This is a genomic window from Bacillus sanguinis (genome assembly GCF_018332475.1).
Classification (GTDB): Bacteria; Bacillota; Bacilli; order Bacillales; family Bacillaceae_G; genus Bacillus_A; species Bacillus_A sanguinis.
Window position 1 is genome coordinate 17,276 of the sequence record NZ_BOQB01000046.1, and the last position, 15,582, is coordinate 32,857.

Here is a 15,582-nt window from a genome sequence, read left to right on the forward strand (position 1 = left end):
TTATACGTGAATTGTAAAAATACTGGTTTAAGTGAAATTGTAATGTAAAAAAGTAAGTATTTATAAAAAGGATTTGGAATGACGATGACGTATTTATTATGTGTGTTTATTAAATTGCTGATCAACGCATTTTAAATCTTCATCAAATTTCTCGTGTGTCCGCTCAATTAATTTATGAAACATATCCCCAACATGTTCTTCTAAAACACGAATGCCTTCTCCTGTAACGCCGCCTTTAACACATACTTTTTCTTGTAAAGTAGGCAATGTGAAAATCCCTTTTTCAAGTAGTTTCCCCATTCCAACGACCATTTCACTTACTAAAGTAGTGGCTTCTTCATGTGTAATATTTGTTTTATCTACAGCAGCGTTAATGAAACATTGTAATAAGTAGCTAAAGAATGCAGGGCCGCAGCTTGCTATATCAGATGAAACGCGCGTTATATCTTCTTCTATTACAAGGGGAGTAGAAATGTTTTTGAATAGGCGAAATAGCTTTTGTTGCCACTCTTCAGAGCATTTACTTCCAAACGTAAATAGTGATGCACCAGACAGGGCGCGGTTTGTAATGCTCGGAATGATACGTGCAACGTGGCAAGGTACAAGTGTCTCTAATTGTGATGGAGATATTGGACTTGTGATAGAAACTAAGCACTTTTCATCAGAGAAATGTTCAGCGTACTTTTGTAGGATCGGGTATATATCTATCGGTTTTACGCAAATAAAAATAAGATGTGATCGTTCGATTACCTCATCGATAGTTTTGGCTATATGAACAGAAGGGTATTTTTCCTTTATGTGATATGCTTTGGCGGGCGTTCGATTAATCATTGTAAGGCACGAAGGTTTGACAGCACGGGTTTCTAAAAATGCGTCGATTAGTATATTCCCCATGTTCCCTGTCCCTATAATTCCTATGTTCAATGTTTCATCCCTCCTTCGTAACAGCTTTCTCCTAAACAATATGAATGATGTTATAAATTTATGATTAGAGGTGAAAAATGATGTGGGATTTTCCAAAGAAATGGTTGGGGTTAGTAGCTATTATTGGAACTGTACTTTTTCTTCTTTTTTGGAAAACAAACCAGTACACAGAGCGAGCGGTCATTGCAACGAATGTTCAAACGAAAGAGATCGAGAAAAAAAGTAAACCGAAAATATCGGATACAAAGCAGCAGAAAAAAATAATTGTAATTGATATAAAAGGGGCTGTTGTTAAAGAAGGGGTGTATGAAATGAAAGAAGGGGACCGGGTCAAGGATGCCATTGAACAGGCAGGTGGTTTTTTACCTGAAGCAGATAGGAAGAAGGTAAATTTAGCACAAATGGTACAAGACCAAATGATCCTTAATGTACCGAATACAAACGAACAAGTACAAGAAGTAGCTGCTATTTCAAAGGGGGAGGGGAAAGTTCAAATAAATGCAGCTACTAAAGAACAACTTGAAAAAATTACAGGCATTGGTTCTCGGAAAGCAGAAAGTATTTTGAAATATCGAGAGGAACATGGTCCTTTTCAGAAAATAGAAGATTTGTTAGAGATTGATGGGATCGGTGTGAAGTCATTGGAAAAAATAAAAGATCAAATTATTATTCCGTAAAAGATTGACGAAGTTTTTCTTCATTCGCTACACTACAAGTAGACAAAAAAGTAGGTGAAAAATATGGAACGAATTTCATGGGATCAATATTTTATGACGCAAAGCCATTTGCTATCTTTACGTAGTACATGTACAAGGCTTGCAGTAGGAGCGACAATCGTTCGTGATAAACGAATTATTGCTGGTGGATATAATGGTTCAATTAAAGGTGGCGTACATTGTATAGATGACGGATGCTACGTTATTGATAATCATTGTGTTCGTACAATTCACGCAGAAATGAATGCTTTATTACAATGTGCAAAGTTTGGTGTGAAAACGGAGGAAGCGGAAATTTATGTTACGCATTTTCCTTGTTTACAATGCTGTAAGGCAATTATTCAAAGTGGTATTACAGCGGTTTATTATGCGCAGGATTATAAAAATCATCCATATGCCGTAGAGTTATTTGAAAAAGCGAATGTAACAGTGAAACACGTTCCGCTAGAATATAATATTGCAGCATTAGAGGATCAAAAGCGTCATATGGAGTTAAAAGAACTATTTGCATCTTTAGAAAAAGAGAACTTATCGATGGAAGAATTACAGCATGTATTCACGAAAGCAAAAATGATGCTATAAGGAGTGAGTATAAGTTGCATGGACAATGGGGCTATGTTGCAATCTCATTTATAATAGGGATTGCAACTGCCTTCTCCTCTTCGGTTTTATTGCTGATTAGTTGTCTCGTTCTATATGTTATCTTTTGTTTGTATCGTACTTCGCGTAAAACCTTCCTTTATTGTATAATAGCGTGTTTTAGTGGCGCTATGTACACTGCGTATGTTCAAGGGCAAAACAAGCCTCTAGGAGAGTCCTACGAAGCTACAAGAGGAGTGATATACAATACACCTCTTATTAACGGGGATCGTCTATCATTCCAAGTTGAAGATCAGTATAAAAATATAGTGCAGTTACGTTACAAAATTAAATCAGCCTCGGAAAAGAAACAACTGCGTCAATTACATGCAGGAGCATCATGTGTATTCGAAGGTGAGAGGAAAGAACCACCGATAGCTCGGAATTTTCATGGTTTTAATTATCGTGATTATTTGTATAAGCAAAATATTCATTTCATATTGGAAGCTACACATATTTCTGAATGCTATAAAACATCATTGTCACCTGTGCAATGGATTCTTCTTTTAAGGCAGCAAGCAATCTTGGGAGTTACAGAAATGTTACCGGAGCAATCAGGTGCTTTTATGAATGCATTAGTATTTGGTGATAGACAACAAATGATATATGAAGTTGAAGAGCAATATCAACAATTTGGTCTTGTACATTTGTTGGCGATTTCAGGATCGCATATTGTATTGTTAATGGTGATCGTGTATTTTATTTTGCTAAGAATTGGTTTGACGAGGGAGGTAGCGACAGTATGTCTTATCTTTTGCATTCCTCTATATACGATTTTAGCAGGAGCATCACCATCTGTTATAAGAGCTTCTATAACAGGAGTTTTGATGTTGATTGCTTTCATATGTTCTATTCGTTTATCTAGCTTAGATGCTTTAAGTGTAACAGCTATATGTATGCTTATATTTGATCCGTATCTTGTGTTTAATATTGGCTTTCAGTTTTCTTTCGTTGGTAGTTTTGCTTTACTTTTGTCAGCCTCGTTTTTACTAGAGAGTAGTAATGGAGTAATCAGAAATTCTATTTATATTTCTCTTATTTCACAGCTCGTTAGTACTCCAATTTTGTTATATCACTTCGGTTATTTTTCTCCATATAGTATTTTTCTTAATATTCTATACGTTCCATTTTTATCTCTCATTGTGTTGCCGTGCAGTATTGTTATCTTGGTGTGTATACCGATCGTCCCATTTCTTGCAACAGGACTTGCGAATGTACTATCAATAGGATTGAATCTTTCCAATGATTTTTTAAGGTATTGTGAAAGTTTACCATTTATCCGCCTTAATTTCGGACGAACACCCATACTTCTTGTAGCTCTATATTGCGCGAGTATTGTTAGTGTATTAATGGTTTGGGAAAGGTGGATGTCGAAGGGGATTATGCTTATAGCCTCGGGTATATTTCTGTTTATTTGTACATGTCATTATGCATCTCCGTATTTTCGGGAAAGCGGGAGTGTGACATTTCTTGATGTTGGACAGGGGGACGCGATATTAATTCGCCTTCCGTACGATAAAGAGATTTATCTTATTGATACTGGTGGAACAATTCGTGTAAACAAGGAAGAATGGCAGCGGAAAAAGCATGAATTTTCAGTTGGGAATGATATTTTGATCCCTTATTTACAAAAGGAGGGCATTAAAACAATCGATAAATTAATCGTAACGCATGGAGATGCTGATCATATAGGTGCTGCGCAAGAGTTATTATCAAATATAAATGTAAAAGAAGTTGTATTTGGCCGAAAGGAACAAGATGCGTTATTAGAAAAAGGGTTAAAGAAACAGGCGTTAGAAAAGGAAGTGAAAATAAGTGAAGTGGGGGAAGGGGAGAGTTGGAGTGTAAATGAGGCGGAATTTTTTGTGTTAGCTCCAACAGGAAAAGAAAGAAGTGAGAATAACGCTTCAATTGTAATATGGGCAAAATTAGGAGGGTTAACGTGGCTGTTTACAGGTGATGTAGAAGAAGAAGGAGAGAAGTTTTTAATAGCTATGTATCCAGATTTACGGACCGATGTTTTAAAGGTTGCTCATCATGGGAGTAACACGTCGTCTATAGCGCCTTTTTTGAGCGCTGTACAGCCTAATATAGCGATTATTTCTGCAGGTGAGCGTAATAGGTATGGACACCCTCATAAGGAAGTTATAGAGCGTTTTGAGAAGATGGGGATTGAAATATGGCGCACGGATAAGCAAGGTGCTATTTCCTATGTTTTTAAAGGGGAACACGGAACCTTTCGTAGTAAAATCACATATGATGAAACACATAATAGATAAAAAAGAAGACTGCCAGTAAGCAGCAGTCTTTAAGAACCGATAAATTTAATAACAGTTGCAATGATGAAAAGTGTTGCGAAAAAACCAAATGAGACGATAAATCCTACCCCTGAATCAATAGCGTCATTGCGTTTACTTTGAACGTTTTGTTCAAAATCATTCATTTAGAATCCCTCCCCAACATTCCACTTTAGTATAAAATATTGTCAGAAAAAAATCTACAATTTCCATAGGAAGACAAATATAGCTTTTTTACTACTTTTAAATCATGAAGTAACGTGAGTTTTTTGTTTCCAAGCATGTTAACAGTTGGCACTTATACTCGAATTTTTATTGTGAATAATAAAGGGAAGGTGATTACCGCACACCAATAAGAAACCCGGGACTTATTGCGTGGCGTTTAATATAAATAAAGGGACGGGTTATACAGCCTGTTCCTTTGTACTTGTAAAACAAAAGCTAGGGCATTAGTATAAATATATATTGCCAAGTTAGGGAGTAGGAAAAAGTATGAGTGATATACATAAAAAGATTAAAAAGAAGCAGTTTGCTCCGTTGTATTTAGTGTATGGAACGGAAGCGTTTTTTATAAATGAAACGATAAAGCTTATTACAACAGAAGCGCTTGAAGAGGAAGATCGCGAGTTTAATGTTGTGACATATGATTTAGAAGAAGCATATCTAGAAGATGTGGTTGAGGATGCACGTACACTTCCTTTTTTTGGAGAACGTAAAGTGCTATTAATAAAATCACCACTATTTTTAACTTCACAAAAAGAAAAGTTAGAGCAGAATATAAAAATTTTAGAAGAATACATTGGGGAGCCTTCTCCATTTTCTATTCTTGTTTTTGTTGCGCCTTACGAAAAACTGGATGAACGAAAAAAAATTACAAAACTATTAAAGAAAACAGCGGATGTAGTAGAAGCGAATGCGATGCAAGTGCAGGATGTTCAGAAGTGGATTGTTGCCCGCGCGGATGAAGTGCATGTACATATTGATAATGGTGCTGTTAGTTTGTTGTTAGAGCTTGTGGGAAGTAATGTAACGATGTTGGCGAAGGAAATGGACAAATTAACGTTATACGTCGGTATGGGCGGAGAGATTACACCGAAACTTGTTGCAGATCTTGTGCCAAAATCAGTGGAACAAAATGTGTTTGCTTTGACAGAAAAAGTGGTAAAAAAAGATATCGCAGGTGCGATGCAAATTTTGGATGGATTATTTACGCAGCAAGAGGAACCCATTAAACTGCTTGCGTTATTGGTAAGTCAATTCCGCTTGCTCTATCAAGTGAAAGAGTTACAGCAACGTGGTTATGGACAAAATCAAATTGCGTCTCATATTGGTGTGCATCCATATCGTGTAAAGTTAGCGATGAATCAAACGAAGTTTTTCTCTTTTGAAGAATTAAAAAAAGTAATTATAGAATTAGCGGAAGCTGATTATAGTATGAAGACAGGAAAAATGGATAAGAAACTTGTGCTTGAGTTTTTCTTAATGCGGTTAAATCATATGTAATGAAACAAAAAAGTTCACGTGCTTAGTGCGTGAACTTTTTTGTATATAAAAAAACGATCCAAATGGATCGTTTTTTAAACGCCTTACGCGTTTACTTGTTTCGCTAAGCGAGATTTTTGACGAGCTGCAGCGTTTTGGTGGATAAGACCTTTACGAGCTGCTTTGTCAAGTTTTTTAGAAGCAGTTTTGAAAGCTTCTTTAGCATTTTCAAGATCGTTATTAGTAACTAAAGCTTCTACAGTTTTAACAGCAGAACGCATGTCAGACTTGATAGAAGCGTTATGTGCACGACGCTCTTCGCTAAGTTTAGCGCGTTTGATAGCAGATTTGATGTTTGCCATACTTTTCACCTCCCTGGTGCAATCGAATGACTCGATTCATAACATAGAACAAGTGATATTCTATCAAACGGTGAAGAGAATTGCAATAGTATATCAATGAAATTTCACGTAAAGGAAAGAATGACCTTATATAACTTTGGGAAATCTAACGATATTTACTATGAATTACGGAGGAGATACGATGAAAGAACCATTGGATTTAAGTAAATATAGTGTTAGAACTGACCTTGCTGTAGAGGCACATCAAATGTTGCAAGAGCGTCAAGAAGAGCAACAAGGGATACAAGGAGTTATTGTAAAAGAGAGGGAAGAAGAAGGTATTACCATTACGAAAGTAACGATTGATGAAGTTGCCTCTGAATCGATGGGGAAAAAACCGGGGAGTTATTTAACGCTTGAAGTACAAGGTATACGTCAACAAGATACAGAGCTGCAACAAAAAGTAGAGCGTATTTTTGCAAAAGAATTTTCTTATTTCTTAGAAGAGGTTGGCGTTACGAAAGAAGCGAGTTGTTTAATTGTTGGTCTTGGGAATTGGAATGTAACGCCAGATGCGCTTGGACCGATAGTTGTAGAAAATGTATTGGTAACGAGACATTTGTTTCAATTACAGCCTGAAAGTGTAGAAGAAGGGTTTAGACCTGTTAGTGCGATTCGGCCGGGGGTAATGGGGATTACAGGAATTGAAACGAGCGATGTCATTTATGGAATCATTGAGAAGACGAAGCCAGACTTTGTCATTGCAATTGATGCATTAGCTGCTCGTTCTATTGAACGAGTGAATAGCACGATACAAATTTCTGATACGGGAATTCATCCTGGATCAGGTGTTGGGAATAAACGTAAGGAACTAAGTAAAGAAACATTGGGTATTCCTGTTATCGCGATTGGTGTTCCGACTGTGGTTGATGCCGTTTCGATTACAAGCGATACAATTGATTTTATTTTGAAACATTTTGGCAGGGAGATGAAGGAAGGGAACAAACCTTCCCGATCTTTGTTACCAGCTGGATTTACATTTGGAGAAAAGAAAAAATTAACAGAAGAAGATATGCCGGATGAAAAGAGCCGGAATATGTTTTTAGGTGCTGTAGGTACACTGGAAGATGAAGAGAAGAGAAAATTAATTTATGAAGTGTTATCTCCTCTTGGCCATAATTTAATGGTGACTCCGAAAGAAGTGGATGCCTTTATAGAGGATATGGCAAATGTAATAGCGAGCGGTTTAAATGCAGCGCTGCATCATCAAATTGACCAAGATAATACAGGAGCATACACACATTGATGGGAAGAGACGATAATCATGTAAGCAGCTTTTCGCTTTTATGTATATGTAGTGCGGCCATATGTTTACTTATGATAATAGCAGGGGTGGCACTGGCTAATCATGGTTTGAAGAGTATGAAAGGTTATCAGCAAATGTCATATGAACAAATCGCTCATATGACAGGAACAGAGGGGGCGGGTGTAGAATCAGAAATTTTGGGAAGTTCGTTTTCCGTTACCGAAAAACAAAAACAATTAGAAAGCTTAAAAAGTTTTAATGTTGTAGAAGGAATTGGTATGGCAATAGCAAGTGCTACTTATGAAGTAACAAAGTTTGGAACGGATATAGTTGTTGGGAAAGTGAAAGAGATTTTTAGCCAAGGGTAGCAAGAAGAACGGTTGTCTTACCATTTTGTACGACAGCCGTTTTTTAATTTGAAAAAGGTTTGTCTCTTATGGTTTGTTCGCATAAGATATAGATAGAATGATTTGTATTGTAAGCAGCACGAGTTTTCATTGAATCTTTGCTGCTCTATTGATATAATCAGTGCTAGTGTATATTGGCGAGACTATTAGGAGTTGAGAACATAGATGAACAAAGAAGAAAGAGCAAAAAGACAGTCCAAAATCCGTAATTTCTCTATCATTGCTCATATTGACCACGGAAAATCAACGTTAGCAGACCGTATTTTAGAGAAAACAAACGCGTTAACACAACGTGAAATGAAAGCTCAATTGCTTGACTCTATGGATTTAGAGCGTGAGCGTGGTATTACAATTAAATTAAACGCAGTACAGTTAACGTATAAAGCAAAAGACGGTGAAGAATATATTCTTCACTTAATTGATACACCAGGACACGTCGACTTTACGTATGAAGTATCTCGTAGTTTAGCGGCTTGTGAAGGTGCAATTCTTGTAGTAGATGCGGCGCAAGGTATTGAAGCGCAAACGTTAGCAAACGTATACTTAGCGCTTGATAACAATTTAGAAATTTTACCGGTTATTAATAAAATCGACTTACCAAGTGCAGACCCAGAACGTGTACGTCAAGAGGTAGAAGATGTAATCGGTTTAGATGCATCAGAAGCTGTACTTGCTTCTGCAAAAGCTGGGATTGGTATTGAAGAAATTTTAGAACAAATCGTTGAAAAAGTACCAGCACCAACAGGTGATTCTGAAGAGCCGTTACAATGTATGATTTTTGACTCTTTATATGATCCGTACCGTGGTGTAATTGCTTATATCCGTGTTGTAAATGGAACGGTAAAAGTTGGCGATAAAGTACGTATGATGGCAACTGGTAAAGAATTTGAAGTAACAGAAGTAGGTGTATTTACACCGAAGACTACGCAACGTGATGAGTTAACTGTAGGTGATGTAGGATTCTTAGCGGCATCGATTAAAAATGTTGGTGACACACGTGTTGGTGATACGATTACACATGCGAAACGTCCAGCTGCAGAGCCGTTAGCAGGTTATCGTAAATTAAACCCAATGGTATTCTGTGGTTTATATCCAATTGATTCTGCACGTTACAACGACTTACGTGATGCGTTAGAAAAATTAGAGTTAAACGATTCTGCTCTTGAGTTTGAACCAGAAACATCTCAAGCACTAGGATTTGGTTTCCGTTGTGGTTTCTTAGGACTTCTTCACATGGAAATCATTCAAGAACGTATTGAACGTGAATTTAAAATTGACTTAATTACAACAGCGCCAAGCGTTATTTATAAAGTGTATTTAACAAACGGTGAAGATGTTATTGTTGATAATCCATCTAATATGCCAGATCCACAGTCTATCGATCGTGTAGAAGAGCCGTTTGTAAAGGCTTCAATTATGGTTCCAAATGACTATGTTGGAGCTGTAATGGAAATTTGCCAAGGTAAACGTGGAACGTTTATTGATATGCAATATTTAGATGAAACACGTGTTACATTAACATATGAAATCCCGTTATCAGAAATCGTATATGATTTCTTCGATCAGTTGAAATCAAACACAAAAGGATATGCATCATTTGACTACGAGTTAATTGGCTACAAACCATCTAAACTTGTGAAAATGGATATTCTTTTAAATAATGAACAAGTCGATGCTTTATCATTTATCGTGCATCGTGATTCAGCGTATGACCGCGGTAAAGTGATTGTAGAGAAATTAAAAGATTTAATTCCAAGACAGCAGTTTGAAGTACCAATTCAAGCGACGATCGGAAACAAAGTTGTAGCGCGTTCTACAATTAAGGCGATGCGTAAAAACGTACTTGCGAAATGTTACGGTGGTGACATTTCTCGTAAACGTAAACTTCTTGATAAGCAAAAAGAAGGTAAAAAACGTATGAAGTCTGTTGGTTCTGTAGAAGTACCGCAAGAAGCGTTCATGGCTGTACTGAAAATGGATGACAATTAATAATTGATTGTTATTTCATGCGAATCGATATAAAAAAAGAAGTCGTTTATACGACTTCTTTTTTATATCATTACTTTTTAGACAACATAGCTTCTCTCATTTACAATAGTGAGAGAGCTTTTTAGTTCATATAGAGTTAGGGGTTTGTTAATGTCCGAAAATATTCGAAAAGATATTCACGAGAAAATACAAAATGGCAATTTTAATTGTGAAAAGGAATTGACGCTTTCTATTATTAGCGGAAAGTGGAAAGTTGTGATACTGTGGCATCTTGGTGTGGAAGGACCTCATCGTTTTAGTGAATTACAACGATTATTCCCAAGCATTTCTCATAAAGTTTTGTCGAATCAATTAAAAGAGTTAATGGAAGATGGGATTGTTGACCGAACAGTATACCCAGAAATTCCTCCGCGAGTGGAGTATTATATGACGGAATTAGGCATGTCGCTTTTACCAATCGTTGAAATGATGTATGATTGGGGAAAAATGCGAATGGAGCAAATTCGTAATACGTTAGAGAAGTAAAGAAGCCTCCCGAGCGCGGAGGTTTTCTTTTTAGAAAGGTAGGAGTTATTTTTGGTGCAAGCTGCATATATTCATATTCCGTTTTGTCAGCATATTTGTCACTATTGTGATTTTAATAAAGTGTTTATTGAACGCCAACCGGTCGATCAATATTTAGAGTATTTAGAGAAAGAAATAATAAATACAGTTCAAAAGGTACCGTTTGATAGTATGAAAACGATTTTTGTTGGTGGAGGAACTCCGACAGCGTTAAACATGGAGCAGACAAAGAAATTATTAGATATTATAAATCGTCGTTTACGTCCATTTGCCCCGAATTGTGAATTAACATTTGAAGCGAATCCGGGTGATTTGCCGAAAGAGAAGTTAAATGTGTTACTAGAAGGTGGAGTAAACCGAATTAGTTTTGGTGTACAAACATTTCGAGACGAATTGCTTGAGAAAATTGGACGTAAGCATACGAGGGAAGATGCGTTTGTAGCAATTAGAGAAGCGCAGGAAGTGGGCTTTAAAAATATAAATGTAGACATTATTTATGCTCTGCCAGGGCAGACGATAGAAGATGTAAAAGAAACATTGGACATTGCTTTTACACTTGGTGTGCAACATTTCTCCGCATATTCATTAATTGTGGAACCGAAAACTGTATTTTATAACTTAATGAATAAAGGGAAATTAAGACTTCCAGGTGAAGACCACGAAGCGAAAATGTATGAAATGGTAATGGATGAAATGGAGAAACACGGCTATAGCCAGTATGAAATTAGCAATTTCTCAAAAGGTGATAATGAAAGTAGACATAATCTCACATACTGGAATAATGAAGAGTATTATGGATTTGGAGCTGGAGCGCATAGTTATGTAAATGGAGAACGTATCCAAAATGTAGGGCCGCTCAAGCAATATTTTAATAAAATCGATGAAACTGGATTTCCGTATTTAGATGTTCACGCGGTGACGGAGAAAGAAAGAATGGAAGAAGAGTTGTTCTTAGGGCTTCGAAAAACAAAAGGTGTATCTAAAATAGCGTTTCAAAAGAAATTTAATATGGAAATGAATCAGGTTTTTGCGAAGCAGTTACAAAGCAACCAAGAACAAGGGTTGCTTGAAGAGAGTGATGGATATGTTCGTTTAACGCGAAAAGGAAAGTTATTAGGGAATGAAGTATTCCAATCATTTTTGATTGACTAATTAAATGTTCCATTAACGTGAAAAAGTTTCATTATTTCGTGACGTTTCCGTTGACAATTGAATGTCAATTTTGGTAAGTTATTAATAGATTTAGCACTCGAAGACAAAGAGTGCTAACAGAGGTGATGATGAGATGCTTACGGAACGTCAGCTCTTAATTTTACAAACAATTATTGATGACTTTATTGGATCAGCGCAACCTGTTGGGTCGAGGACGTTGGCGAAGAAAGATGAAATTACGTATAGTTCAGCTACTATTCGAAATGAAATGGCTGATTTAGAGGAACTAGGATTTATTGAGAAAACGCATAGTTCTTCAGGACGTGTTCCTTCTGAAAAAGGATATCGTTTTTATGTAGACCATCTGTTAGCGCCGCAAAATTTACCGAACGATGAAATTGTACAAATTAAAGATTTGTTTGCTGAAAGAATTTTTGAAGCGGAAAAGATTGCACAGCAATCGGCTCAAATTTTATCAGAGATTACGAATTATACGGCCATTGTTCTTGGACCGAAGTTAAGCACAAATAAACTTAAAAACGTACAAATTGTACCGCTTGATCGTCAAACTGCAGTCGCTATTATTGTAACGGATACAGGGCATGTACAAAGCAAAACGATTACCGTTCCGGAATCTGTTGATTTATCAGATTTAGAAAAAATGGTTAATATTTTAAATGAAAAGCTGTCGGGCGTACCAATGGCAGAACTGCATAACAAAATCTTTAAAGAGATTGTTACAGTTTTACGTGGGTATGTTCATAATTACGATAGTGCAATAAAAATGTTAGATGGTACATTTCAAGTTCCTTTATCGGAAAAGATATACTTTGGAGGAAAAGCAAATATGCTTTCGCAACCAGAGTTCCATGACATTCACAAAGTAAGATCCTTGCTGACGATGATTGATAATGAAGCCGAGTTTTATGACATTTTGCGTCATAAACAAGTAGGTATTCAAGTGAAAATCGGTAGGGAAAACTCTGCGACGGCCATGGAAGATTGTAGTTTAATTTCTGCAACATATTCGATTGGAGAAGAGCAGCTTGGAACAATTGCTATTTTAGGTCCGACAAGAATGCAGTACTCTCGGGTAATTAGTTTGTTACAGTTATTTACGAGACAATTTACTGATGGACTTAAAAAGTAAATAAGAGTAATACATTCGCTCAAGTAATGAAATTTTCATTGCTGTGTGTAATATATAATGCTTAGGTAATTGTGTTCAGCATAATACCTAATACCTTTTAAGGAGGTGAATATTGTGGAAGAGCGTAACGAACAAGTGGTAGAAGAAGTAAAAGAAGCGCAAGTTGAAGAAGCTGTCACGGCAGAAAACAGTGAAAAAACTGTAGAAGAAAAAAGTGAGGCTGCTCTTTTACAAGAAAAAGTAGATGAGTTACAAGCGAAACTAACGGAAACGGAAGGTCGCACATTACGTCTACAAGCTGATTTTGAAAATTATAAGCGTCGTGTCCAAATGGATAAACAGGCTGCTGAAAAATATAGAGCACAAAGTCTAGTTTCAGATATTTTGCCAGCTCTTGATAATTTTGAAAGAGCAATGCAAGTGGAAGCAACTGATGAGCAAACGAAATCCTTGTTACAAGGTATGGAAATGGTGCATCGTCAATTGTTAGAAGCACTGACTAAAGAAGGTGTTGAAGCGATTGAAGCTGTTGGTAAACAGTTTGATCCTAATGAACACCAAGCTATTATGCAAGTGGAAGATAGTGAATTTGAATCAAACGCGGTAGTTGAAGAATTCCAAAAAGGTTATAAACTAAAAGACCGTGTGATTCGCCCATCAATGGTAAAAGTAAATCAATAATTTACATAAAAGTAGGAGGATTCGCCATGAGTAAAATTATCGGTATTGACTTAGGTACAACAAACTCTTGTGTAGCTGTTATGGAAGGTGGAGAACCAAAGGTTATCCCAAATCCAGAAGGAAACCGTACAACACCTTCTGTTGTAGCTTTTAAAAATGAAGAGCGTCAAGTTGGGGAAGTTGCAAAGCGTCAAGCAATTACAAACCCAAATACAATCATGTCTGTTAAACGTCATATGGGTACAGACTACAAAGTAGAAGTTGAAGGTAAAGATTATACACCTCAAGAAATTTCTGCAATCATTTTACAAAACTTAAAAGCTTCTGCTGAAGCATACTTAGGTGAAACAGTTACGAAAGCTGTTATTACAGTACCTGCATACTTCAACGATGCAGAACGTCAAGCGACAAAAGATGCTGGTCGTATCGCTGGTTTAGAAGTTGAGCGTATCATTAACGAACCAACAGCAGCAGCGCTTGCTTACGGTTTAGAAAAACAAGATGAAGAGCAAAAAATCTTAGTATATGACTTAGGTGGCGGTACATTTGACGTATCTATCCTTGAGTTAGCAGACGGAACATTCGAAGTTATTTCAACTGCTGGTGACAATCGTCTTGGTGGAGATGACTTTGACCAAGTTATTATTGACCACTTAGTAGCTGAGTTCAAAAAAGAAAATAACATTGATTTAAGCCAAGATAAAATGGCACTTCAACGTTTGAAAGATGCAGCTGAAAAAGCGAAAAAAGATCTTTCAGGTGTAACACAAACACAAATTTCATTACCATTCATTAGTGCCGGAGCTGCTGGTCCATTACACTTAGAATTAACATTAACAAGAGCGAAATTCGAAGAGCTTTCAGCAGGTCTTGTTGAAAGAACTTTAGAGCCAACTCGTCGTGCATTAAAAGACGCTGGTTTTGCTCCAAGCGAATTAGATAAAGTTATCCTTGTTGGTGGATCTACTCGTATCCCAGCTGTACAAGAAGCTATTAAACGTGAAACTGGTAAAGAACCATATAAAGGTGTAAACCCTGATGAAGTTGTAGCATTAGGTGCTGCAGTTCAAGGTGGCGTACTTACTGGTGATGTAGAAGGCGTACTATTATTAGATGTAACTCCACTTTCTTTAGGTATTGAAACTATGGGTGGTGTGTTCACGAAATTAATCGAGCGTAACACTACAATTCCAACAAGTAAGTCACAAGTATTCTCGACAGCTGCTGATAACCAACCGGCAGTAGACATTCACGTATTACAAGGTGAGCGTCCAATGTCAGCTGATAACAAAACATTAGGTCGTTTCCAATTAACAGACCTTCCACCAGCACCACGTGGTATTCCACAAATCGAAGTAACATTCGATATTGATGCGAACGGTATCGTTAACGTACGTGCGAAAGACTTAGGAACAAGCAAAGAACAAGCTATTACAATCCAATCTTCTTCAGGTCTTTCTGATGAAGAAGTAGATCGTATGGTACAAGAAGCAGAAGCAAATGCTGACGCTGACCAAAAACGTAAGGAAGAAGTTGAACTTCGTAACGAAGCTGACCAACTTGTATTCCAAACGGACAAAGTTGTAAAAGATTTAGAAGGTAAAGTGGATGAGGCTGAAGTTGCAAAAGCAACAGAAGCGAAAGAGGCACTACAAGCTGCGATCGAGAAGAATGAGCTTGAGGAAATCCGTGCGAAAAAAGACGCTTTACAAGAAATCGTACAACAATTAAGTGTTAAATTATACGAGCAAGCTCAAGCAGCTGCAGGGCAAGCAGAAGGTGCACAAGGGGCACAAGATGCTGGCGCGAAGAAAGACAATGTAGTAGACGCTGAGTTTGAAGAAGTAAAAGAAGATAAGTAATATAAATAAGTAAGATGACAAAAAGTCAAAGTCAAGCGTGCCTTGGCTTTGGCTTTTTTCATGAATGAGAAG

At 36.9% G+C, this 15,582-nt stretch carries 15 protein-coding genes; 12 read left to right on the forward strand and 3 right to left on the reverse strand.

Features of this window, described 5'->3' with window-relative positions; genetic code table 11:
* Positions 1 to 96: 96 nt before the first annotated feature.
* On the reverse strand, positions 97 to 924 hold the full coding sequence (gene comER, locus KI369_RS06445; protein WP_212955443.1) for a late competence protein ComER: 828 nt from the start codon (positions 922 to 924) through the stop codon (positions 97 to 99).
* 77 nt (positions 925 to 1,001) lie between these two features.
* Between comER and KI369_RS06450 the strand changes: the two genes are divergently transcribed.
* The 3 genes from KI369_RS06450 to KI369_RS06460 all read left to right on the forward strand — a co-directional run bounded on the left by KI369_RS06450 (position 1,002) and on the right by KI369_RS06460 (position 4,558).
* Entirely contained in the window at positions 1,002 to 1,601 is a 600-nt protein-coding gene (locus KI369_RS06450) for a helix-hairpin-helix domain-containing protein (protein WP_212955444.1), read from the forward strand.
* A 63-nt stretch (positions 1,602 to 1,664) separates the two neighbouring features.
* Positions 1,665 to 2,222, forward strand: coding sequence for a ComE operon protein 2 (locus KI369_RS06455; protein ID WP_000439786.1), 558 nt, complete (start codon positions 1,665 to 1,667; stop codon positions 2,220 to 2,222).
* A 14-nt stretch (positions 2,223 to 2,236) separates the two neighbouring features.
* A complete protein-coding gene (locus KI369_RS06460; protein WP_212955445.1) occupies positions 2,237 to 4,558 on the forward strand; it encodes a DNA internalization-related competence protein ComEC/Rec2 in 2,322 nt (773 codons plus the stop codon).
* 29 nt (positions 4,559 to 4,587) lie between these two features.
* On the opposite strand, the gene KI369_RS06465 is transcribed toward KI369_RS06460, so the two are convergent.
* A complete protein-coding gene (locus KI369_RS06465) occupies positions 4,588 to 4,722 on the reverse strand; it encodes a YqzM family protein (protein WP_000997609.1) in 135 nt (44 codons plus the stop codon).
* A gap of 346 nt (positions 4,723 to 5,068) precedes the next feature.
* Between KI369_RS06465 and holA the strand changes: the two genes are divergently transcribed.
* Entirely contained in the window at positions 5,069 to 6,079 is a 1,011-nt protein-coding gene (gene holA / locus KI369_RS06470) for a DNA polymerase III subunit delta (RefSeq protein WP_212955446.1), read from the forward strand.
* A gap of 83 nt (positions 6,080 to 6,162) precedes the next feature.
* On the opposite strand, the gene rpsT is transcribed toward holA, so the two are convergent.
* Positions 6,163 to 6,420: a 30S ribosomal protein S20 gene (gene rpsT / locus KI369_RS06475; RefSeq protein ID WP_001274011.1), complete on the reverse strand. Its 258-nt coding sequence runs from the start codon at positions 6,418 to 6,420 to the stop codon at positions 6,163 to 6,165.
* Between the two features lie 181 nt (positions 6,421 to 6,601).
* Here rpsT and gpr point away from each other — a divergent pair, with 181 nt between their 5' ends.
* The 8 genes from gpr (at position 6,602) to dnaK (ending at position 15,510) form a co-directional block, all read left to right on the forward strand.
* Positions 6,602 to 7,705: a GPR endopeptidase gene (gpr, locus tag KI369_RS06480; protein WP_212955447.1), complete on the forward strand. Its 1,104-nt coding sequence runs from the start codon at positions 6,602 to 6,604 to the stop codon at positions 7,703 to 7,705.
* Positions 7,705 to 8,073, forward strand: a complete 369-nt coding sequence (locus KI369_RS06485; RefSeq protein WP_212955460.1) for a YqxA family protein — start codon at positions 7,705 to 7,707, stop codon at positions 8,071 to 8,073. Before gpr ends, KI369_RS06485 begins: the two co-directional genes overlap by 1 nt.
* Positions 8,074 to 8,277: 204 nt before the next feature.
* Complete coding sequence (gene lepA / locus KI369_RS06490; RefSeq protein WP_144612543.1) at positions 8,278 to 10,101, forward strand: elongation factor 4; 1,824 nt, start codon at positions 8,278 to 8,280, stop codon at positions 10,099 to 10,101.
* A gap of 150 nt (positions 10,102 to 10,251) precedes the next feature.
* Complete coding sequence (locus KI369_RS06495; RefSeq protein WP_001293536.1) at positions 10,252 to 10,626, forward strand: winged helix-turn-helix transcriptional regulator; 375 nt, start codon at positions 10,252 to 10,254, stop codon at positions 10,624 to 10,626.
* Between the two features lie 51 nt (positions 10,627 to 10,677).
* A complete protein-coding gene (gene hemW / locus KI369_RS06500; protein ID WP_212955448.1) occupies positions 10,678 to 11,817 on the forward strand; it encodes a radical SAM family heme chaperone HemW in 1,140 nt (379 codons plus the stop codon).
* 133 nt (positions 11,818 to 11,950) lie between these two features.
* Positions 11,951 to 12,967, forward strand: a complete 1,017-nt coding sequence (hrcA, locus tag KI369_RS06505) for a heat-inducible transcriptional repressor HrcA (protein ID WP_212955449.1) — start codon at positions 11,951 to 11,953, stop codon at positions 12,965 to 12,967.
* 114 nt (positions 12,968 to 13,081) lie between these two features.
* Positions 13,082 to 13,648: a nucleotide exchange factor GrpE gene (gene grpE, locus KI369_RS06510; RefSeq protein WP_193672006.1), complete on the forward strand. Its 567-nt coding sequence runs from the start codon at positions 13,082 to 13,084 to the stop codon at positions 13,646 to 13,648.
* 26 nt (positions 13,649 to 13,674) lie between these two features.
* On the forward strand, positions 13,675 to 15,510 hold the full coding sequence (gene dnaK / locus KI369_RS06515) for a molecular chaperone DnaK (protein WP_212955450.1): 1,836 nt from the start codon (positions 13,675 to 13,677) through the stop codon (positions 15,508 to 15,510).
* The last annotated feature ends 72 nt before the right edge of the window (positions 15,511 to 15,582 follow it).